Source organism: Burkholderia sp. 3C, assembly GCF_054589155.1.
In genome coordinates this window covers 204,305-226,801 of record NZ_BAAILN010000107.1, presented here as the reverse complement: position 1 = coordinate 226,801, position 22,497 = coordinate 204,305, and the positions used below count along the sequence as shown (strand labels likewise).

Below are 22,497 nucleotides of genomic sequence, written 5' to 3'. Positions count from 1 at the left end.
CGCCACGGCAGCGCCACGCGCGCTTCGTATCGTCGTCGGATTCCGGGGGGCCGCCGTCTCGAACGGCTGGCGCCACGCACAACATCTATCGGGTTCGGGGTGAGGGATGGCAGCAGACGCACGCGCAGCACGACAACATGATCGGACGGCCGCGCGCGCCGTCCTGAAAGCGGAGCTGCGCCCGGTCTGCCGGGCCGTCGCGCTGTTGCTGGCCGCGAGCGTCACCGCGCACGCCCATGCGGCGGGCATCGTCAACCTCGGCGCGGCGACGCCGCGCGCCTCGGGCAGCGCGGCGGGCGTGGCCGGGCTCGGTGCGACCAATATCGGCATGTCGCCGCAGGCGGCGCTGCAGGCGAGCCAGCCGTCGATCCGCAACCTCGGCTATACCGCGCAGGCGATCGCCGCGCAGATCGCCGCCCAGCACGCGGCGGCCGCCGCGGCCGCCACCGCGGCCTCGAACGTGCCGAACGGCCTGGCGGCGGGCGGGCTGCAGGTCGCGAACGGCGCGAGCAACGATCCGTCGAACCCGGTGCTGTGGATCAATGCCGGCGCGCCGACTCAGAGCGTCGACGCCAACGGCCACGTGGCGGTGGACATCCAGCAGACCGCGCAAAACGCCGTGCTGACCTGGCAGACCCTGAACGTCGGCCGGCAGACCACGCTCAGTTTCGACCAGTCGGGCGGCACGCAGACCAACGGCGCCAACAACTGGGCCGTGTTGAACCGCGTGATGGACCCGAGCGGGCGGCCCAGCCAGATCCTCGGCAGCATCACGGCGCAGGGCGCGGTGTACGTGATCAACCGCAACGGCGTGCTGTTCGGGGCGGGCTCGCAGATCAACGTGCATGCGCTGGTGGCGTCGTCGCTCGATCTGCTGAACATGAACAACTACAACCAGACGGTCGTCAGTCAGACGCCGTTCGTGACGGACGCCACGCTCGGGCAGGACGCGGCCGGCATCGTCGCCAGCAACCGGCAGTTCCTCGCCTCGTCGGCCGGCACCACCGGCGGGCTCGCGGGCAACGAGGCCGGCAGCACCGGCAGCGTGTCGGGCAATGCATCGGTGCCCAACGAAGTGCTGGGGCTCGGCAGCAACATCAACCTGAGCTCGGCGAGCCAGTACCAGTCGTGGGGCGACGTGACGATCGAGCAGGGCGCATCGATCACCACCCATGCCAACGGCACCGTCAGCGACGGCGGCTTCGTGCTGATCGCCGCGCCCAACGTGACCAACGCCGGCAGCATTTCCGCGAGCGACGGCCAGGTCGTGCTGGCGGCCGGCCTCGGCGTGAGCCTGAAGCCGAACACGGCGCAGCCGCAGGTGCTGATGCCGGAATTGAGCGGGTCGATCACGCTGCTCAATGCGCAGACCGGCGCGGCGACCGACCTGACGCCGGTCGGCACGCTGACCAATACCGGCATCGTCCAGGCGTCGCGCGGCAACGTGAACCTGCTGGGCGGGCGCATCGACCAGAACGGCGTGGTGGGGGTGACCACCAGCGTCAACACGCCGGGCACGATCACGTTTTCGACGCTCGACGAATTCCACGCCAACAATCCGCTCGGCGCGGCCTACGCCGGCCTGCCGGTCGCGACCACCGATCGCACCGGCGACGGCAGCACGCTGCACCGGGCCGGCCTGCTGAGCTTCGGGCCGAATTCCGTCACGACCGTGCTGCCCGACGAGAACGGCCAGACCGCCACCTCGACGCCGGGAACCACCTTCAACCCGGGCAGCATCGCGATGACGGCGGGCGGCGTGTGGTTCCAGGGCGGCTCGCTGATCGAGGCGCCCGGTTCGACGGTGGCGGTCACGGCGCTGACGCCGTCGGTCGTGAGCAGCAACGCCGACCTCGCGCAGCGCGCGGTGCCGGGGCGGATCTACCTGGACAGCGGTGCCACCATCGACGTGTCAGGCCTGGCCAACGTCGAGCTGCCGATGTCGAGCATCCTGCTGACGATCGACCGAATCGGCCAGAACGAACTGGGCGATTCGCCGCTGCTGCGCGACGGCTTCCTGTTCGGCCTGAAGGGCGTGGTGGTGGACAGCACGCTGACCGGCACGCGCAGCGACGGCGTGCAATGGGTGGGCAGCCCGATCCTGAACCTGAGCGGATACGTCGACCTGATGCCGCGCTCGGTCGATCAACTGCTGACCAACGGCGGGTCGATCGTCCTGTCGGGCAACGAGGTGGTGACGGCCACCGGCTCGTCGATGAACCTCAACGGCGGCTATGTCCACTACGACGGCGGCGTGGTCGACACGACCCGGCTGGTGGATGCGAACGGCGCGATCGTGCCGATCGGCCAGGCCAACCCCTACGACACCTATCTCGGCATCGCGGGCCAGTTCGTCGAATCGCATCCGCGCTGGGGCATCACCCGCAACTGGTTCAATCCGCTGCAGTCGGGCGCGGGCGTCTATCAATCGGCGTTCATCGTCGGCGGCAATGCCGGCACGCTCGACATCTACGGCGCGGCGGCCACGGTGCTGGATGGCGACATCAGCGCGCAGGCGTTCGGCGGCGCCAAGCAGACGCAGGGCAACGACCTGCCGACCGGCGGCACCTTCAACCTGGGCGCCGATGCCGCGCTGACGGGCGCCTCGCTGGTCAACCGCGCGTGGGGCGGCTCGGCGGGGGTGTCGGGCGTGACGGGGCAGGTGGTGCTGCAGAATCAGGCGCCGGACCTCGACAGTTTGTCGCCGGGGTTCTCCATCTCCACGGCGTTCGACCCGGCGACGCTCGGCGCGCTCGGCGTCACCGATCCGAACAACGTGCTGGCGACCACGGTGGTGCCGGTCGATACGCTGAGCAAGGGGGGCTTCTCCCATGTCGGCGTGACCGAGGACACGACGACCGGCACCGGCTTCACGGTGGCGGAAGGCGCCGCGCTCGCGGTGCAGCCGGGCGGCTCCATCAAGCTCAATAATCCGGGGCCGGGCGGCACGACGGTGCTCGGCTCGCTGAGCGCCCCCTCGGGGTCGATCTCGATCATCAGCGGCGGCGACGTGGTGGTCGGCCCGCATGCGACGTTGAGCGTCGCCGGCCAGTGGGTCAACAACGACGTGCAGGCCGCGCCGGGCAGCACGGCCGGCAACCGCCAGTTCATCGACGGCGGCAGCATCACGCTGGCGTCGAACGAGAGCTCGCTCGGCGGCAGCGCGGCGACGGACACGTCCGGGTCGATCCTGCTTCGGCCGGGCAGCGTGCTCGATCTGTCGAGCGGCGGCGAAATGCTGTCGAACGGCCAGTTGCTGACGAGCAATGGCGTGGTGCAGGGCAAGGGCGGCAGCCTCACGCTCGATACCTACTACACGTCCAACAACGCGCAGTTCGGCGACGGGGGGGACTCGCGCCTGCCGCTCGCCCAACCGACGCAAGGCCGCATTGCGATGGATGGCACGATCCTGAGCGAAGGGTTTTCGGGCGGCGGCACGCTCACGCTCCAGGCGCTCGGGTTCCAGGTCGGCGGCGATCCGTCGGCCGCGCCGGCTTGGTCGCTGGCGTTGCCGGACACGTTCTTCTCGCAGCAAGGCTTCGGAAAATACGTGCTCAACGCGTTTTACGACAGCGTGATCACGCCTGGAACCACGCTCTCGCTGAGTCAGCGCAACCGGATTCCCGACGCAGCGGCGCTGATCGGCACGGCCAGCGGCGCCAACCTGTCGACCGCCGGCCTGACCACCTCGGGCACGCTCGACGCCTACCATCGCCAGCCGACCAGCCTGGTGATGACGGCCGGCGGCTATGTGGCGTGGAAAGACGCCAGCGGCGCGCAACCGTCGTATGCAGGCGTCACGGGTGCGGTGACGCTCGGCGCCGGTGCGTCGATCGTCGCCGATCCGGGCGCAAGCGTCGGGCTCGGCTCGTCGCGGCAGGTGACCGTGCTCGGGTCGATCGTGGCGCCCGGCGGCGCGATCACGCTGAGCGCCGATACCGGCGGCACCTTCGCCGTGACCGGGCAGCTCCAGGGCACGCTCGCGAACGGCGACCGGACCGTCTGGCTGGGGCCGGACGCGGTGCTCGACGCCGCGGGCGTGGCGCTCGTCGATCCGCTCGCCGTACCGGCCCGCATCGGCCTGGCGACCGTCCAGCCGACCACCGGCAAGGTGCTCGCGGGCGGCTCGGTCACGCTGTCGAGCGATACCGGCTATGTGGTCGCGCAGCCCGGTTCGCGCATCGACGTGTCGGGCGCGCAAACCCGCTTCGACGTGCTCCAGGCCAACGGCACCTACCAGCCGCAGCCGGTGTGGAGCGACGCCGGCTCGATCACGCTGTCGGCCGCCGACGGCCTGTTCGCCGATGCGACGCTGGCCGCGCACGGCGGGTCGGCCCAGGCATCGGGCGGCACCCTGTCGATTCTGGGGCGGCTCAATGTGGCCGGCGTCAGCACCACGGCGCTCGTATTGCGGCCCGACGGCGTCTTGACGCCGGCCGGACTGGCGCCCGGCGACAGCTTCGCCACCGCGATCGATCCGACCACCGGACAGCCGATCGGCGCGCCGACCGGCGTGCTCCAGTTCGCGGTCGACCGGCTCGACGGCTCGGGCGTGGCGAACCTGGTGCTGGGCAGTACGTCCCCGCCGACCGCCAACGTCGCGGCCCCGCCCGTGGTGTTCGTCGGCAACGTGAACCTGACGCTGCCGGGCTCGATCGTGATCGGCGCCGATCGGCTCGCGGCGATCGGCGCGGACCAGCTCTCGGCGCTGTTGAGCACGCCCGCGCCGGCATCGGGCACCGGCGCGCCCTCGGCGATCGCGACGCTGCTCGGCAACGCCGTGCAGCCCGCGCTCGGCACCACGGTCGATATCTCGGCGCCGTATGTCGCCGTGGCCGGCCCCACCGCCAATCTGACGAATCAGGCGTTTGCACCGGTGGCGGCCCTGTCGGACGCCACGCTGAACGTCAACGCCGCGTTCATCGACCTGTCGAATCAGGTGCAGTTGAACAACTTCGGCCACGCGAATTTCACGAGCAGCGGCGATATCCGCCTCAGCTCGACGAAGATCGCGGCCGGCGGCAAGACCTACTCGCCGGGCGTGCTCTATTCGCCGGGCAACCTCAGCTTCACGAGCGCCGACCTGTATCCCGCCACCGGCGCCACGTACCTCATCGACGCGGTTGGCCCGACCGACCCGGCCACCGGCAAGCCGGCCTCGACCCGCGTGACGTTCGCCTCGAACGGTTCGTCCGGCACGCCGCTGTCGGCGGCCGGCGCGTTGCTGGTGGACGCCACCGACATCGTGCAGGGCGGCACGGTGCGCGTGCCGTCCGGCTCGCTGGTGCTGGGGGTGGGCGACCCCGCCAGCAGCGCGACGCAGGCGCAATTCGGCACGCTGCCGGTGGTGGCGACCGATTCCGTGAGCCTGACGGCGGGCAGCGTGACCTCGGTGTCCAACGGCGGCCTGATCATTCCCTACGGCACCACCGTCGATGGCGTCGAATGGCAGTACAACCCGCTGACGGGCAACGTGGCCACCGACCTGAACGCGCCGCCGGCCAAGTTGATCGGCCTGAATGCGAGCCGGATCTCGCTCGCACCGGGCGCCACCATCGACCTGTCGGGCGGCGGCGACCTGCAGGCGGCCGAATGGGTGTCGGGGACGGGCGGCACGCGTGACGTGCTGAGCCAGTATTCGGTGAGCTTCGCCGGTTCCGCGCAGGGCGTTGCGGTGCCGGTCAATGCCGGCGCGGGGAACGTCTATGCGATCGTGCCCGGCGTGCAGCCGGTCGCGGCCGCCTACGACCCGCTGTTTGCCCAGATCACCCAGCCCGCGACCACCGGCAACGGCGCGGCGACCACCACCACGGCGACGCTCGGCGTCGGCCAGGCCGGCGTCGGCGACGCGGTGGGCAAGTCGGTCTATCTGTCGGGCGTGCCGGGGCTCGCGCCGGGCTACTACACGCTGCTGCCGGCGAAGTACGCCACCGTGCCGGGCGCGTTTCGCGTGACGGTATCGAGCGTGGCGGGCAATGTCGCGGCCGGCGCCCGGCAGGTGCTGCCGGACGGCACGGTCGAAACCGCCGGCTACTGGGCCGATGCGGCCACCGGCGGCCGGGCGGCCACCCCGACGCTGTTCGACGTGCAATCGGGCGCGGTCTGGCAGCAGTATTCGCAATACACGCTGACCAGCGCCAACGGCTTCTTCGCCGCGCAGGCGGCGAGCAAGGGCAACGTGACGCCGCCGCTGCCGGTGGACGGCGGGCAACTGGTGCTGGCGGCGACGCAGTCGCTGGCTCTCGGGGCGAAGCTCAATACCGCCGCCGGCCCCGGCGGCGCGCCGGCCGAGGTCGATATCGCCTCGCAGGACATCCAGATCACCGGCAACGGCAGCACCGCGCTGGCCGGTTATCTGCAGGTGGACGCCAGCGGCCTCGACACGCTCGGCGCCGGCAGCCTGCTGATCGGCGGCACGCGCAGCGCCGGCGCCGGCGGCATCACGATCACGCCGATCGCCAATAGCGTGGTGGTGTCGAACGACGGCAACAGCACCCTGACCGGCCCGGAAATCCTGCTCGTCACCAAGACCGATGCCGGCGGCGCCGATCCGAACGCCGCCAACGGCCTGCGTATCGACGCGGGCGCCTCGATCGTCGCATCGGGCAGCTATCCGGCCTTGAAGGACCCGCCGATCGCGATCTCGGGCGACGGCGCGTTGCTGCGCGTCTCGAACGGCGCGGCGGCGGCGCTCGCGCGCACCGGCGCGAACGGCTCGGGCCTGTTGAGCATCGGCGCGGGCGCGACGCTCGCGGGCGGCCAGGCGCTGCTGATCGATTCGTCCGGCGACCTGAAGATCGATCCCGCGGCGGTGCTGTCGGGCCGCTCGATCGTGGTCGACGGCTCGGCCATCACGTTTGCCGAGCGCATCGACGGCACGGTCGCGAGCCGCCCCGGCTTCGTGATCAGCCCGGCCGGCCTCGCCCAGTTCGCGAACGCCGATCAGGTGACGCTGCGCAGCTACGGCGACATGGCGTTCCTCGGCGACGTGAGCGCCACGTTCGGCAATCGCGTCGACCTCAGCGCGGGCACCTTCACCAGCGATGGCGGGCACGTCACGCTCGATGCGCCGCAGATCGCCTTCACCAACGAATCGGGCGCGCCGAACGCGAGCGCCGTCGCGGGCGGCGGCACGCTGAACGTCAACGCGCAGGAAATCGACTTCGGCGCCGGCACGAAGAACCTGAGCGGATTCGGCTCGGTCGACATGACGGCCACCGGCGGCATCGTCGGCCAGGGCACCGGCACCTTCGATTTCGGCGCGACGCCGGTCACGCTCCATGCGCCGGTCTATCTGGCCGATACCAGCTCGAACGCCACGCTGAAGACCACCGGCACGCTGACGCTCGACGCCGGCGCCGGCACGGCGCTGTCGCGCAATGCGCTGGGCGGCGCGCTCTCGCTGATCGGCGGCACGCTGCTCGACAATGGCGCGACCGTCATGGCGCCAGCCGGCAACCTGTCGCTGGAAGCGACGTCCGGCGACCTGACGATCGGGCAGGGCGCCACCGTCAGCACGGCCGGCGTGTCGAAGACGTTCTTCGACGTGGTCGCCTACACGCCGGCCGGGAATATTTCATTGGTCGCCGACGCCGGTACGATCCAGGTGCAAAACGGCGCGACGCTCGATTTCTCGGGCGCCAGCGGCGGCGGCGCGGCCGGGGCGCTGACGCTGTCGGCCCCGCAACAAAACGTGCTGCTCGCCGGTACGATCAAGGGCTCGGCCGCGGCCGGCTTCACGGGCGGCTCGTTGTCGCTGAACACGGCGGGCGCCGTCGATCTCGACAGCTTCGCCGCCACGCTGGCCGCGAGCGGCGTGAACGACGCCATCACGATCCATACCCGTTCGGGCAACCTGAGCCTGTCGGCCGGCAATACGCTCACGGCGCATGCGGTGTCGCTCAATGCCGACGGCGGCGCGGGCAACGCGGCCGATACCGCCAGCGGCAATGTCGATATCGCCGGCACGATCGACGCCTCGGGCGCGGCCGGCGGCGAGATCGATTTGTTCGGCCACAGCGGCGTGGATCTCGAAGGCACGCTGCTCGCGCGGGGCTCGGACCCGAAGCAGCGCGGCGGCACGGTCGTGATCGGCACCAACGGCGTGTTCGATCCCACCGCGGCGAACCCGTACAGCGCCACCTACGGCTACGAGAACATCGATCCGTCGCGGGCCGGCACGATCCGGCTCGGGGCGGAATCGCTGATCGACGTGTCGGGCGGCACGGCGGGCGGCCTGTCGGGCGGCACGGTCAGCTTCCGCGCGCCGCTGCTGGCGGACGGCACGGTCAATCTGATCGTGCCGTCCGGCGGCTTCGACCGCGCGGCCGGCAAGGGCATCGTCGGCTCGCGGGCGACCTCGCTCGAGGCCTATGCGGTCTGGAGCACGACCGACGCCACGACCGGCGCGCAGCACTTCGACAGCTATGTCGATCCGGCCGGCTGGTTCGACAGCCAGGGCAACCTGCTGGCCGGCACGTTCACGGGGCAGGGCGCGAGCGGCGCCACGTTCAGCTTCACGCCCGATGCCGACGGCGATGGCGGCGGCACGGTCACGAACACCGCAACCAACGCCTCGGCCACCGTGAGCGCCGCGCAGTTGCGCAACGGCGATGCGGCCATCGGCTTCGGTGGCCTGGCGTCGATGTACTTCGCGCCGGGCAGCACCAACGCCGATCATCAGGGCTTCTACGGCTACCAGAACGGCGACGCGACCGCGGCGGTGCCCGGCACGCTGATGGGATTCGTGCAGCACGGGCTGGACGCGGTGGTGAACCCGTTGAAATCGGTGGTGCCCGATGCGATTCTCCGGCCCGGCATCGAGCTGGACAACCCGAGCGCCGCGATCAACGGCGGCAATATTTCGGTGCTGACCAACTGGAACCTGGGCGCGGGCACGTCCGCGACCGACCTGGCCTATCGATTCGGCGGGCAGGCGCCGGTGGTGACGCTGCGCGCGCAGAACGACGTCAAGGTCGAGGCCAGCCTGACCGACGGCTTCTTCCAGATCGCGAACCCGAGCGGCGGCGGCGGTTCGATCACGGTGCCCCCGCTGTCGACCTACGACGCGTCGTACACGGGCTTCACCCAACCGGCCGGCGTGTTCGGCGCCAACTACGGCTACGGACTCAACTATTGGCAAAGCGCCGGCCTGGCGAGCGGCCCGGGCAAGCCGGCGGGCGGCACGCCGGATGAAATCGCGGAGTATTACGCGCTGTATTCCGCCTATGAAAACTACCTGACCTCGTCGGACGTGAGCCTGGCGACATTGCTGCAACGGGACCCCGGCAGCGATATCGTCGAGCTCATTTCATTCAACCACAATGGTCCCATTCTAGCGGGGCAGCCGCTTGCGCCGAGCGCGCCGAGCGCCGCGCAGCAGGCCACGGATCCAGGTTCGTACCTGATCTACCTGAACGATTTCCAGAAGTATCTGTCAGCCGTGGCGCAATGGCAGGCTCAGCATCGGGGCTCAAATCCGTACATCGATGCGCTCACGGCGCCGGCCGTGCAGGCGGTGGCGGTGATCGGCACGCCGACCATCGCCCTGCCGAGCGTGACCGACAACTCCCCGTCGCCGGTCGCCACCGCGAGCAACCCGTTGCCGCTGCTGGTGGCCGGCCTGTCGGGCGGCAACAGCAGCTCGCTGCGAATCGTGGCGGGGGCCGACCTGGGCAGCGCCAATCCGCTCGCCGTGCAGCCGGTGCGCTCGGTGGGGCAAAGCGGCAGCGTGGTGCTCGACGGCTACACGAGCTACCTGGACAGCAACGGCCGGCAACTGCTGGCCCCGACCATGATCCGCACCGGCACCGGGTCGATCGACGTGGCGGCCGCGGGCAATATCGCGCTGTTCGATACCTCGGCGGCGGTCGATCCCGCGACCACCCAATTGGTGCCGGGCGTGATCTATGCCGGCGGTGCGCCGTCGGCGGGCGCGCCCGCGCCGGACACGTCGGTGTCGATCGTCAACCCGTCGTTCAACAGTAACGGCAACTACCCGGACCTGCTAGTGACCGAGCGGGCCAACCCCGATTCGGCCGGCGACATCACGCTGCGGGCGGGCGGCGACATCGTCGGCGCCGAGCAGTTGACCGATGCGACCGGCCTCGTGACGGGCGTCAAGGGCAGCGACCTGAGTCAGTTCTGGTGGCAGTGGATGCAGGTGGGCAACCCGACCGGCCAGGTCGGCGCCATCAGCCCCGTGACGCAGACGGTACAGACCTCGATCAATTTCGGCGCCTTTGACCAGGGCGTCATGAGCGTGGGCGGCAATGTCTCGGTGACGGCCGGCGGCGACATCCGGAACCTGTCGGTGTCCTTGCCCACCACCTGGTGGCTGACCAATACGAACACCGATTCGCCCACGCTGCACACGGTCGGCGGCGGCAATCTCGCCGTCAAGGCCGGCGGCGATATCCTGAGCGGCACGTATTTCGTTGCGCAGGGTTCGGGCAGCATCGTGGCGGGGGGGCGCATCGCGCCCGACTTCTCGGTGGCCTCGCAGTTCTTGGGGCTGCCGGCGATCGACGTCGGCACGATACTCGGCATGCAGGATGCGAGCTTCGACGTAACGGCCCGGCTCGGCGTGAACCTCGGCCGGGTGCTCGATCCGTCCTACGTGCAGGGGGCGGCAACCCTCGCGTTCGGCTTGCTGGTCGATGCGCAGGGCTATTCGACGGATTCGCGACTCGACGTCACCTCGACCACCGGCAACGTAGCGTTCGGCACGCTGGCCAATCTGCACTTTATCGGCGGTGGTTCGGACAGCAACGAGCCGGCGGGGCAGAATGACATGTCGTTCGTGTTGCCGGCCACGGTGAACCTGACGGCGATCGACGGCGGGATCACCATCGCCTCGAGCGGCGAGCTGACGCCGTCGCCATCGGGCAATCTCACGCTGCTGGCCGATCAATCGATCTCGATTTCGAGTAGCAGCGTGATCAAAAACAGCGTGGCGACCGGCAACGATTTCGGGTTGCTCGACAACGATCCGGCTTCGATGCCGTCGCCCGTCAGGCCGTTCGTCGACGTGCCGTTGCTGACCGACGCGACGTTGGCCGCGCACGTCGCCGGGGGCTTGCATGCCGACGATACCGACCCGGCGCGCATCTACAGCCTCAACGGGTCGATCGTCGATGGGGTGCCGGTGGCCAACGCCCCGATCGAGCAATATCAGAACCTGACGACGATCGGCATCGACAAGCCCGCGTTGATCCAAGCCGGCGTGGATATCGTCGATCTGTCCTTGCGCGGCCAGAACCTGCGCACATCCGACGTGACGCGCGTGGTGGCGGGGCGCGACATCTACGACACGCCGCTGACGAATATCGGCATCGCGCCAGTGGTGCCGGCCATCGTGCTCGGCGGCCCCGGCGTGCTGGATATCGAGGCCGGCCGCAATATCGGGCCGCTGGCCAATCTGATCCAGGCGAATGCGGCGCTGGGCAGCATCAGCGCGTCCACCTATGCGGGCATCGACGCGGTGGGCAACGCCGGCAACCCGTATCTGCCGCACGACGGCGCCAGCATCAACGTGCTGTTCGGCGTGGGGCCGGGGGTGGATCTGCCGACGTTTTCCGCGACCTATATCGACCCGGCCTCCGCGGCCGCGCAGGGCGCCGGCACGACGCCCGCACTGATCGCCTTCGTCGAGCAGTACGAGGCGGGCAAGGTGATCGATACCGGCCTGGTGAAAGACCAGCCGGTGCTGGTCCCCATCACCGCGGCCGATGCGTGGAGCCGGTTCCAGGCGCTGCCGGCCTATGTGCGGCAGCTTTTCGCCGAGCAGATCCTGTTCTCGGTGCTGACTCGCGTGGGCGAGGACTACAACAACCCGGCGAGCCCGTTCTTCCAGAAGTACGCGCGCGGCTTCGACGCGATCAACACGCTGTTCCCGGCGGCCTACGGCTACACCGCCAACAATCTGACGGGCGGCACCAACGGCGCGAACAGCACGATCACGACCGGCAACCTCGACATTCGCAACACCACGATCCAGACCCAGCAGGGCGGCAACGTGACCCTGCTCGGGCCGGGCGGCCAGGCGCTGGTCGGCAGCACCGTGACGCCGCCGGAAGTGCTGGATTTTTCGGGCCACGTGGTGGCCGGGCCGGGAGCGGTCGGCATCCTGACGCTCGAGAAGGGGGACGTGGATATCTTCACCGACCGCAGCCTGCTGCTGGCCCAGAGCCGGGTATTTACCGAACAGGGCGGCGACATGACGATCTGGAGTTCGAACGGCGACATCAACGCCGGCAAGGGCTCGAAATCGTCGGCCGACGTGCCCGCGCCGCAGTACGTGTGCGACGCGAACCACTACTGCACGGTGGATGCGCGCGGCGAAGTCACGGGCGCGGGCATCGCGACGCTGCAGAGCATTCCGGGCGTGCCGATCGGCACGATCAACCTGATCGCGCCGCGCGGCACGGTGGATGCCGGCGACGCCGGGATTCGCGCCGGCAACATCAACGTCGCGGCGCTGCACGTGGTCAATGCCGACAACATCGCGGTCACGAACCAGGCCACCGGCATTCCCACGGTGGCGGCGGTCAATACCGGCGCGTTGAGCGCGGCGAGCTCGGCCGGTTCGGCCGCCAGCCAGATGGCGCAGGATCTCGCGAAGAACAATGCGGCGGGCGGTGCGATCCGCCGCTGGTCGATCTCGGTGCAGGTGGACGGCTTCGGCGATTCGGACGACAGCGATTCGCGCAAGCGCCGCCGTGGCGTGGTCAGCTACGATCCGTCGAACGCGGTGTCGGTGGTGGGCTTCGGGCCGGCCGGGCCGACCCAGCATGGCGTGTTGAGCGAGCAGGAGAGGGCGCGGATCGGCAAGATTTGACGAGGCCGCAACGCCATTGGAAAGAAAACCGCCGCGTCATGCGGCGGTTTTCTTTTGGGCGAGCGATATCAATAAAAACCGGCAACGATATCGCGGGGGAATATCGCATCATGCATGTAATGCAATAAAGCCGCCGGTGGCATAATCGCGCTTCAAAATAATCCAGAACCGGCCGGCCGCAGTTTCATGTCAACTCAATCGACGTACCCGCACAAAAAGCATGGGCACCGCGAGGACGACCCGTGCCCGCTGTGCCATGGCGGCCGTATCAAGCTGCGCGAACGTCACGCGGATGGCGTGGTGTTCCTGGGGTGTTCGAATTTCATGTCCGGATGCAAATTCAATCACGCTGTCCCGGAAAAGCCGGGCTATGTGTATGTGCTGGCGAATTCCGGCTTTCATTTGAATGGCGTGCCCGTCGTGAAAATCGGCTATACGACCCATACGCTGAAAGCCAGCCTGGAACAGTTATATAAGACGGGCGTGCCGTTCGAGTTTCGGATCGAATATCAGGCGATGGTGTGGAAGGCCTGGGCGACCATGCGTCGTGCCCACCTCGCCCTGCACGACAGGCGTCTGAATCCGGACCGCATCGAGCGCGATTTTTTCGCGTGTTCGATCGAGGAAGCGGTGAATGCCTTGCACACGGCGGTGCAAGGCGACATCGCCTACAAGGCGGTGCGGCCGCCCGAGCCACGCGGCGCCGATGACGACATCGATCCCGCCACGCATCGCGAGCCCGACGCCGAGGCGGCGCGGGCCGCGCGCGAGGCATGGCTCGGCCAGCAGCGCACGCGGACGCCGGGCTACGTTTACGTGATGGCCAATCGCGTTTATCACGACGGCCGGGTGCCGCTCCTGAAGATCGGTTACACGGGGCTGAATCCGGAAGCACGCGCGGGGTCGCTCTATTACTACGAGCGCGAGAAGATCGATTATCGCGGCGTGCCGCAGCGGTTCGACGTCGTGCATGCCGCACATTTCTCGCTGGCCTTCGACGCCGAGCAAGGCGTGCACCGGGCGTTGGACCCTTGGCGCGTCAATCCGAATCGCGAGTTTTTCCGGTGTACCGTCGACGAGGCCGTCACGGCAATCCAGGCCGAGCTGAATCGCGAGGCGCTGGCTGTCGCGCAGCGCGACGCGGCCGAGCAGGCGCGCAAGGAGTGGGAGGCCGTCGAGCAGGCGCGCAAAACCCGGGAAGCCGTCGAGCAGATGCGCAAGGCGCAGGAAGTGGCCAACCAACAGGCGCAAGAACGGGCCGCGCGCGCCGTTGTTCAACCGGCACCCGCACCCGCTGCGCGACGTTCGTCAAAACCCCGGCCTCGTCGGTCGCTGCTTTCACGGCTCTTCATTACCGGCTGCGTTCTTGCCGCGGCGTATGCCGTCGATCTCGTATCGGATCGCCTGAAGCCGCATCCGCCACCGGCCGTCCAGAAGCCGGCGAACGATCGGAATGCGAAAAAGGCCCACGCTCATGGCACGAAACGCAGACCGCATCGATCCCCCAAACCGCACCAGGTGGAACCCGGCGCCGCCGAGACCGAGCCGCAAAACGATCTGCCCTATCCGGTCGACCTCGATCCGCCCGGTCGGTGAACGGGGCCGGCCGCTGGCGTCGCGCACAATGAAAAACGCCCCGGGAAGCCCGGGGCGTTGCGCTCGGATCGGGCAGGACAGCGCCTGCCGCGTTCCGTTCGGATTTAACGGCCGGCGACCGAACCCGTGCAGATGGCCGTGTTGCCGACGTTGAGGTTGAAGCCGCTCGAATTGCTCAGGAAGTCGGCCTGGAGTGCGCTCAACAGGTTCGACGGCACCGTGTCGAAGCCGTTGCCGTGCAGCGTGGCGGCGCTGCTGCTGCCCGAGTAGTGAGCGTTCAGGAAGCCGACCAGATCGGCGGCGACGTTCGCGTCCTTGTAGCACTGGCTGAAGATGATCTGGCTCGTGCCCGACACCGGGTAGCCGGTGGTCGGTTTGGCGGCATTCGGCACCCAGTTCAATTGATTCGAAGCCTGCACCTTCGTGCTCGGAACCGTGACCGAACCCACCGCCAGCGTTGCGTTCTGATAGGTCGGTGCGTAGTACGTCGAGCCGTTCAGCAGGCTGGCCACTTCCACGTTCGCGCCGCTGTTCGACGCCAGCGCCGTGCTCGACGGTGCGAGGAACGCGTTCGTCCAGTCCGGGCTCAGGTAGCCGACCGTGCCGCCAGCGCCGCCCGAGGTCAGCAGCGCGGTACGCACGCCACCGCTGCCCGATGCGCCGATGAAGTTGCTCGGCACCGTGCCGCCGAACTCATCCGAAAACACCAGCGAATCGGAGAACGAGACGTTCGAGTTCGCACCCTTCGTGCAAACCTGTTGCAGGTGGCGCGTCAGCAGTTCGGTCGTGCCGCTGCTGTCCGTACGGTAGATCACCGTGATCGGGTTGGCCGCGTAGGTGGTGCTGGTTTCCGGGTTGACCACCTGGTTCCAGTTCGTGAGCTTGCCCGAGAAGATGCCGCACAGGTCGTCGTCGTTCAGCGCCAGGCTGTGCGCCTGATTCGGCGTCGTTTGCGGCGTGACCGTGCTGGTGATCGTCTGCTTGTGGTTGACGACCGGGATCGTGATCGGCGTGACGATGTACGGAACCTGAATCAGCGGGCCGTTGGTCGTGCCGAGGCCGGCCTTGTACGAGGCGATCTGCGCCGACTGCAGGCCTGCATCGCTGTTCGCGAAGTCAACCGTGCCCGAGACCGCCGTGCCGAGCGAGCTCGGTGCGTTGGTCAGGAAGGCGGTTTGGCCGGCGCCCGAGCCGACCGAATAATACGAAAACGTGCCGGCGTTCGAGCCGTACGACGTGATTTCCGACTGGATCGTCGGAGCGACGAGCGACGAGCCACCACCTTGGATGAGCGGGCCGGCGGCCATGGCGGCCGTTGCACCGAAACCCGACACGACGAGTGCCAGGACCTGGCAGATCTTGCGCTTGCTGGACTTCATGAGAATTCCCCTGAACGAAGATGAAATAAAGGTGCTGTGCTTTGCTGTTGCTGCGGCCAGACGTGAGTAATGCCGCGAAAGAAATGTAGATTTAATTTCTGATAAATAGTGTGAATTTTTAGTAGCAAAAGGTAGGCAACATTTTTGTCGAGTTAGCGGGGTGCTTTTTTGATGGCGGGTCGGTCGACGGATTGATGGGGGAAGGCGGTTTCGTGTCGAATGTTGCGTACCATTTTCATCGGCGTTGAATTTCCCGAACATGACGACGGGTTCTGTCATTGGCGGTTGGCGAGAATAATTGAATGAATTGAAATGCGTGGCTTCATTGAAAATTATCGAATTCATTTTTTAAACCGAATAACCCGGTGTTTCGGCATGAAAGGTAGCCCAACATCCGTCACAAATTTGCACGGATTCGCTGCTTAATCTTGGCCGGTCATGGCGCATTGGAATGCGCCGTGCGCATTACCGGGGAACACTGACATGTCGGCATTCCGTTACGAAGCGATCGACCAGGCGGGCCGCACGCTCAAGGGCGTGCTGGAGGCGGACAGCGCGCGCGCGGGGCGCGGCCAGTTGCGCACCCAGGGCCTCACGCCGCTGTCGGTCGAACTGGCCGCCTCGCGCAAGCAGGGCGAGCGCAAGCAGCGCCTCTCGATCGGCCGCAAGCTTTCGCAGCGCGAGCAGGCGATCCTCACGCGGCAACTCGCCAGCCTGCTGATCGCCGGGCTGCCGCTCAGCGAATCGCTTTCCGTGCTCAGCGAGCAATCCGAGCGCGACTACGTGCGCGAGCTGATGGCCTCGATCCGCGCCGAAGTGGTGGGCGGCCACACCTTCGCCAATGCGCTCACGCAGCATCCGAACGATTTCCCCGAGATCTATCGCGCGCTGGTGGCGGCCGGCGAACACACCGGCAAGCTCGGCATCGTGCTGTCGCGCCTGGCGGACTACATCGAGCAGAGCAACGCGCTGCGGCAGAAGATCGTGCTGGCGTTCACGTATCCGGGCGTGGTCACGATGATCGCGTTCGGCATCGTCACGTTCCTGCTCAGCTATGTGGTGCCGCAGGTGGCCAATGTGTTCACCAGCACCAAGCAGCAACTGCCGACGCTGACGATCCTGATGCTGGCGCTGTCGAACTTCGTGCGGCATTGGTGGTGGGCGTCGCTGGCGGGCGTGGCGGTGATGGTATTCGCGATCGGCAAGGTGCTGGCGCGGCCCGCGCCACGGCTGGCATTCGACACTTGGGCGCTGACCGCGCCGCTGTTCGGCAAGCTGGTGCGCGGCTACAACACGGTGCGCTTCGCCAGCACGCTCGGCATCCTGACCGCCGCCGGCGTGCCGATCCTGCGCGCGCTGCAGGCGGCCGGCGAAACCCTGAGCAACCGCGCCATGATCGCCAAGGTGGACGACGCGATCGTGCGCGTGCGCGAGGGCATCTCGCTGTCGCGCGCGCTCGGCAACACCAAGACGTTTCCGCCGGTGCTGGTGCACCTGATCCGCTCGGGCGAGGCCACCGGCGACGTGACCACCATGCTCGATCGCGCGGCCGAGGGCGAATCGCGCGAACTCGAACGCAAGACGATGTTCCTGACGAGCCTGCTCGAACCGCTGCTGATTCTCGCGATGGGCGGCGTGGTGCTGGTGATCGTGCTGGCCGTGATGATGCCGATCATCGAACTGAACAACATGGTGCAGTGACACGGGCGCGGCAGCGCCCTTCGATACGAGGATGCAGGCATGACGGTGAATCGAGCCCGGCGCAAGGCCGGTGCGGCACGGCGGCGGGCACGGCGGAAGCAACGCGGCTTCACGCTGATCGAAATCATGGTGGTGATCGCGATCCTCGGCATTCTCGCCGCGCTGATCGTGCCGAAGATCATGAGCCGCCCCGACGAGGCGCGCCGCGTCGCGGCCAAGCAGGACATCGGCTCGATCATGCAGTCGCTCAATCTCTACCGGCTCGACAACGGCCGCTATCCGACCCAGGAGCAGGGGCTGGGCGCGCTGGTGCAGAAGCCCACGGTGGATCCGGTGCCGGGCAACTGGAAGGACGGCGGCTATCTCGAACGGCTGCCGAACGACCCGTGGGGCAATGCCTATCAATACCTGAGCCCCGGCACGCACGGCGCGATCGACGTGCTCAGCTACGGCGCGGACGGCAAGGCGGGCGGCGAGGGCAACGATGCCGACATCGGCTCGTGGCAGTGAGCGCGGCATGAGGGCGCGCGCACGCCATCGGCCACGGCGCCTCGGCCGCTCGCGCCACGAGGCCGGCTTCACGCTGATCGAGATGCTGGTGGTGCTGCTGATCGCCGGCATCCTGATCGCGGCCGTCACGCTCGCGCCCACCGGCAACCGCCGCACCGCGTTGACCGAGGAGGCGAACCGCCTGGCGACCTTGCTCGAATCGGCCACCGACGAGGCGCAGGTGCGCTCGCAGGCGATCGCCTGGCAGCCGGTGGGCGGCGGCTACCGTTTCATGCAGCGCACCGGCAGCGGCGCCTGGGCCACGATGGGCGACGATCTGTTCCGGCCGCGCCGCTGGGGCGGCGAGGTCACGAACGTGGCGATCCGCTATACCGATGGCGGCAAGCCGCTGTCACGCGTCGTGATCGGCGAGGAGAGCATCGACACGCCCGTCACCATCACGCTGGCCTCGGAATCGATTCGCGTCGAGGTCGTCTCGACCGGGATCGGCAACTACCTCGTGCGGCAGCCGTGAGCGGCTGCGTGCGGCGGAATGCGACATCATTCCGTACCCCGAACAATATAGGGGCCGATGGGGCATGACGATTGCTTGCCGGAGCGGAACCGGTCACCGGACTGTCATACGTTTTGCTCACAATGCGCTGTCAGATCCGCCGCTCGGCCGATCATCGGGCTGGCGGCGCAACACCGGCCGTGCTTTTCAAAATGGGCCGGGGATTCATGACACGCTTTCGGACGTCGACCGGGCGCCTGGCATCGGCCATTGCGTCGATGCTGATCGCAGGGGCCGCCGGTCACGCATCCGGCCAGGAAGCGGCGGCGGGCGCATCGGCCACGCCGGCAGCCGGCCCCAGGCATTTCGATCTTCCCGCCCAGTCCTTGTCTCGCACCTTGCAGCGTTTTGCCAAGGTGGCGGCGTGGGCCGTGCTGGCGCCGGCGCCGCTGCTCGAAGGACGCATGAGCACGGCGGTCGACGGGGATTACCCGCCGCGCGAGGCCTTGCTGCGCGCGCTGGCGGGCACCGGCTTGCGGGCCGACTTTACACAGCCGGACGAAGCGATCATCGTCGCCGATCCGGGATCGAGAGGCGCGAACACCGCGCAGACGGACGACCCGCCGGACGGCGCCTTGCCGATCGACGGGGTGGACGGTTCGGAAGAACGCCGCGCGTTCGCCGGCACCTTGCAGGCCCGGCTGATCGAGGCGCTGTGCGCTCAACCGGATGCGGTGCCGGGCGATTACCGGTTCGTCGCGCAGATACGCATGGATGACAAGGGGGCGGTCGTGGCGGTCAACAAGGTGGCGTCGAGCGGTCAGGCCGCGCGCGACGCGGCGATCCTGCGCAGCTTGCGCGCATTGCGGCTCGATGCCGTGGTGCCGGCCGACCTGCCGCAACCGATCACGATCCTGCTGCGGCCGATCGGCAGCGGCGTGCATTTCCGCTGCCCGACGGCGGCGTCCCGGAACTAGGCGGCCATGTCCGATTCCTCCCGCGCCGGTCTGCGCAAGCTGATCGCCTCGCGCTACAGCCACCTCGTGCGCCGCCTCGAACGCGCGACCGGCTCGAAGGACAATGCGGCCGATGCGCTGCATGAAACCTGGTTGCGCCTCGAAAACGCCAATGTCTCGACCCAGGTCGGCAACACCGATGCGTATATCCTCGGGATGGCACAAAACGTCGCGATCGATCAACATCGGCGCGAGCGGCGGCACCTGCACGAGGACGACATCGAGGCGGTGCTCGAATTGCCCGACGAAGTAGCCGATCCCGAGCGCATCGTCGCGGCACGCCGCAAGGTCGAGACGCTCAAGGAAGTGCTGCGCGGGCTTACGCCGCGCCGTCGCGCGATCCTGGTGGCCGCGCGCGTGGATGGCCTGCTGAACCGCGAGATCGCCGAGCAGTTCGGCATTTCGCTGCGGCTGGTCGAGAGCGAACTGAGCGCCGCGATGAAATATTGCCTGCAGCGCATGCAGGACGAAGGCGATTCGCTTCCGGGCTCGCGTGGCGGGCCGCGTAAATTTTGAACATCCCGACGATGACGACAGAGTTCGACCCCGCCGACGACGCACACGATTCCGCCAGCGCATGGCTGCTGCGGCTGCGTTCCGGCGAGGCCGGCGCGGCCGATGTCGAGGCATTCGAGCGCTGGTCGGCCGCGCATCCGCAGGCCGCCGGCCAGTTGCGCGAAACCTGGAGCGTGTTGCGCACGGCCGCCGCCGAGGTCGCCCAGGAAGATCGCGCGCGCGGCGCGGCGTGGGCCGGCGTGGCCCGGCGCGAACGCGCGATGCGCACCGGGCGGCGCGCCTTCGTCGGCTTCGCGGTCGCGGCCGGCGCGTCGTGGCTGGCGGTCCGCCCGCCGCTTGGCCTCTGGCCGTCGCTCGGCGATCTCGCCTCGAACTACTACACCGGCACCGGCGAACAGCGCCAGATCGCGCTGTCGTCGCGCGTGACCGTCGAGATGAACACGCAAACCCGCATCGACACCCTCGCCTCGAATACCGAGCAGGGCATCGTGCTGGTGTCCGGCGAGGCCGAGGTCGACGCGGCAGCGCCGGTGCCGGGCCGCGCCGAGCCGCTGCGGCCGGTGACCGTGGTGGCCGGCCAGGGGCGCATCCAGGCTGCGATCGCACGCTTCAACGTGCGCCGCATGGATGGCCACGTTTGCGTGACGTGCATGTCGGGCAGCGTCGAGCTCGTGCATCCGGCCGGCCGGCGCACGCTCGCGGCCGATCAGCAGGTGATCTACGACGATCGCGGCGTGCAGGCCGTGTCTCGCGCCGATACCGGTGCTGCGACCGCCTGGCGTCGCGGCGTACTGGTGTTCGACGACGTGCCGTTATCGAACGTGGTCGAACAGATCAACCGCTATCGCCCCGGCAAGGTGATCCTGCGCAATCCGTCGCTCGGCGAGAATCGCATGCAGGCGCAGTTCCCGATCGCGCGCGTCGACAGCGTGATCGACATGCTCGGCCACATGTACGGCGCGCGCATCACGCGCTTGCCCGGCAATATCGTCCTGGTGAGCTGAACCGGGGCTCGCCTCGCCGCCGCGTCTTTCCTTTCCTCGGTCGTACCCGCCATGCCGTTGCTCCGTCATCCTGATCGTTTCCGGGTGACGGGCCGCGGCGTTGCGCCATGCGGCGCGACGGAATTCGCATGCGGGTTGGCACCGCTTCGAACCGACTCTATTCATGAGAGGCGCCGTGCGCGATGGCGTGGGCACGGTGCGCCGATGCACGAGCTTGGGCTGCGTGCCGCGATGCGGCGCGACGGCAGGTGCGCGGCAAATAACGTGCTGCGGGGGACGGCAAGATGACGATCCGGGCAGAATCGGGCGCGCCGCATGACGCGCTCGCGGCAGGCGACGACACGATCCGCGAAGGCGCGATCCGCTGGCTGATGTGGTTGCGCGTGGCCGGCGATGCGGCCGAGGAGTTCGCCGCGTGCGAGCGCTGGTGCCGGTGCAGCGCGGCGCATGCGGCGGCGATGCACGAGGTGCTGTGGCTATGGGCGGCGATGCGAATGCTGGATCGGCGGCTGCCGCATTGATGCGCGCCGCGAGGCGTGCCCGGCAGCGGGCCTGCGGTTCAGACGTCGTTCGACGTGAGCGTGGTGCGCACGCCGGGCGGCGCGGGCAGGCGCTGCGTGATGGCGCGTACGAGGCGGTGGCGGCTCAGTTCGAACGCCAGCAGCAATTGCTGAGGCTGGCTGCCGGCCGCGCCGAGCTTCTCACGTAACGTGGTGGCCGGCAGCGCATAGGCGGCGTACCCCCAGCCCGGCGCATAGGCGGTGAACCAGATCGAGTCATCGCCGGTAACGGTCGGCGCGGTGAGATGGACGGCAAACATCATGATGGCGGCTCGCTCGATGGACGCCGCCATTCTGCCATGTTGCAGTGCACATGAATACCGCATAGCCGCATCGGCAACACGCGAAACATAAAGTCTGCGGGTTGGCGCGGCTCGCAACGACCTAGTAAACGAGGGCCGTGCAGCGGCAGGCGCGGGCGCGACGAGCGCGCCGTTTCGTTTGCCGTGCGTGGCAATGGCCGGGAACGTCGGGAACATAACTCGATACCGACGCGGCTAGTCTGGCGCCGGTTCGCCGTCGCGTGCCTCGGTACGCGCGGCGGACCACATGGCGTCGAGCGGGTCGTCTGTGCCCCGGTAGGGCTCCAGCAGGAACGGGAAGCGCACGACGAACGGAGCGGATGCTTGCAGCGCCACGATATGGTCGATCATCCATTGCAGCACATCGCCGCCGCGGGCCGGGCTCGCGCGAGCGCCGGGCATCGCCGCGAACAGCGCCGCGTAGGGCTGCCATCGCGACGGGCGGTCGTTGTCGCCCGGGCGCAGGTAGGTCGAGAGCGTCACGTCGTCGTGATCGTTGAGTGCGCCGACGAACAGGCCGTGCGGCCTCGGCACCGCGAGCTGTTTCCATTGCTCGGCGAGCGCAAGGCTGCGAATCGCGCG

At 68.4% G+C, this 22,497-nt stretch carries 11 protein-coding genes and 1 pseudogene; 9 read left to right on the top strand and 3 right to left on the bottom strand.

Annotated elements, in window-relative coordinates:
- The first annotated feature begins 106 nt into the window (after positions 1–106).
- Together ACYP33_RS21690 and ACYP33_RS21685 are read left to right on the top strand one after the other, a co-directional pair.
- Positions 107–12,838, top strand: a complete 12,732-nt coding sequence (locus ACYP33_RS21690; protein ID WP_459623869.1) for a filamentous haemagglutinin family protein — start codon at positions 107–109, stop codon at positions 12,836–12,838.
- 186 nt (positions 12,839–13,024) lie between these two features.
- Complete coding sequence (locus ACYP33_RS21685) at positions 13,025–14,434, top strand: GIY-YIG nuclease family protein (protein WP_459623868.1); 1,410 nt, start codon at positions 13,025–13,027, stop codon at positions 14,432–14,434.
- A gap of 104 nt (positions 14,435–14,538) precedes the next feature.
- Here ACYP33_RS21685 and ACYP33_RS21680 read toward each other — a convergent pair whose 3' ends face one another.
- Positions 14,539–15,813, bottom strand: coding sequence for a substrate-binding domain-containing protein (locus ACYP33_RS21680; RefSeq protein WP_459623867.1), 1,275 nt, complete (start codon positions 15,811–15,813; stop codon positions 14,539–14,541).
- 483 nt (positions 15,814–16,296) lie between these two features.
- Between ACYP33_RS21680 and gspF the strand changes: the two genes are divergently transcribed.
- From gspF to ACYP33_RS21645, 7 genes are all read left to right on the top strand, one after another.
- Positions 16,297–17,514 carry a type II secretion system inner membrane protein GspF gene (gene gspF, locus ACYP33_RS21675; protein ID WP_459623866.1) on the top strand — a complete coding sequence of 406 codons (1,218 nt, stop codon included), beginning with the start codon at positions 16,297–16,299 and terminating at the stop codon, positions 17,512–17,514.
- Between the two features lie 39 nt (positions 17,515–17,553).
- On the top strand, positions 17,554–18,024 hold the full coding sequence (gspG, locus tag ACYP33_RS21670; protein ID WP_459623865.1) for a type II secretion system major pseudopilin GspG: 471 nt from the start codon (positions 17,554–17,556) through the stop codon (positions 18,022–18,024).
- Between the two features lie 7 nt (positions 18,025–18,031).
- On the top strand, positions 18,032–18,538 hold the full coding sequence (locus tag ACYP33_RS21665) for a GspH/FimT family pseudopilin (RefSeq protein ID WP_459623864.1): 507 nt from the start codon (positions 18,032–18,034) through the stop codon (positions 18,536–18,538).
- A gap of 122 nt (positions 18,539–18,660) precedes the next feature.
- The gene (locus ACYP33_RS21660) at positions 18,661–19,494 is read left to right on the top strand and encodes a secretin and TonB N-terminal domain-containing protein (RefSeq protein ID WP_459623863.1); all 834 of its coding nucleotides are present in this window, start codon (positions 18,661–18,663) and stop codon (positions 19,492–19,494) included.
- Positions 19,495–19,500: 6 nt separating this feature from the next.
- Positions 19,501–20,049: an RNA polymerase sigma factor gene (locus ACYP33_RS21655; protein ID WP_459623862.1), complete on the top strand. Its 549-nt coding sequence runs from the start codon at positions 19,501–19,503 to the stop codon at positions 20,047–20,049.
- Positions 20,050–20,060: 11 nt separating this feature from the next.
- Positions 20,061–21,053 carry a FecR family protein gene (locus ACYP33_RS21650; protein ID WP_459623861.1) on the top strand — a complete coding sequence of 331 codons (993 nt, stop codon included), beginning with the start codon at positions 20,061–20,063 and terminating at the stop codon, positions 21,051–21,053.
- Positions 21,054–21,337: 284 nt separating this feature from the next.
- Positions 21,338–21,574, top strand: a complete 237-nt coding sequence (locus ACYP33_RS21645) for a DUF4880 domain-containing protein (protein WP_459623860.1) — start codon at positions 21,338–21,340, stop codon at positions 21,572–21,574.
- A gap of 38 nt (positions 21,575–21,612) precedes the next feature.
- On the opposite strand, the gene ACYP33_RS21640 is transcribed toward ACYP33_RS21645, so the two are convergent.
- Positions 21,613–21,906: a hypothetical protein gene (locus ACYP33_RS21640; protein WP_459623859.1), complete on the bottom strand. Its 294-nt coding sequence runs from the start codon at positions 21,904–21,906 to the stop codon at positions 21,613–21,615.
- Positions 21,907–22,110: 204 nt separating this feature from the next.
- A pseudogene (locus ACYP33_RS21635) lies at positions 22,111–22,497 on the bottom strand (hypothetical protein); the annotation flags it as partial.

Coding starts and splice junctions, on each gene's coding strand:
- ACYP33_RS21690 (WP_459623869.1), top strand. CDS start 107: ATGGCAGCAGACGCACGCGCAGCACGACAACATGATCGGACGGCCGCG.
- ACYP33_RS21685 (WP_459623868.1), top strand. CDS start 13,025: ATGTCAACTCAATCGACGTACCCGCACAAAAAGCATGGGCACCGCGAG.
- ACYP33_RS21680 (WP_459623867.1), bottom strand. CDS start 15,813: ATGAAGTCCAGCAAGCGCAAGATCTGCCAGGTCCTGGCACTCGTCGTG.
- gspF (WP_459623866.1), top strand. CDS start 16,297: ATGTCGGCATTCCGTTACGAAGCGATCGACCAGGCGGGCCGCACGCTC.
- gspG (WP_459623865.1), top strand. CDS start 17,554: ATGACGGTGAATCGAGCCCGGCGCAAGGCCGGTGCGGCACGGCGGCGG.
- ACYP33_RS21665 (WP_459623864.1), top strand. CDS start 18,032: ATGAGGGCGCGCGCACGCCATCGGCCACGGCGCCTCGGCCGCTCGCGC.
- ACYP33_RS21660 (WP_459623863.1), top strand. CDS start 18,661: ATGCGCTGTCAGATCCGCCGCTCGGCCGATCATCGGGCTGGCGGCGCA.
- ACYP33_RS21655 (WP_459623862.1), top strand. CDS start 19,501: ATGTCCGATTCCTCCCGCGCCGGTCTGCGCAAGCTGATCGCCTCGCGC.
- ACYP33_RS21650 (WP_459623861.1), top strand. CDS start 20,061: ATGACGACAGAGTTCGACCCCGCCGACGACGCACACGATTCCGCCAGC.
- ACYP33_RS21645 (WP_459623860.1), top strand. CDS start 21,338: ATGACGATCCGGGCAGAATCGGGCGCGCCGCATGACGCGCTCGCGGCA.
- ACYP33_RS21640 (WP_459623859.1), bottom strand. CDS start 21,906: ATGGCGGCGTCCATCGAGCGAGCCGCCATCATGATGTTTGCCGTCCAT.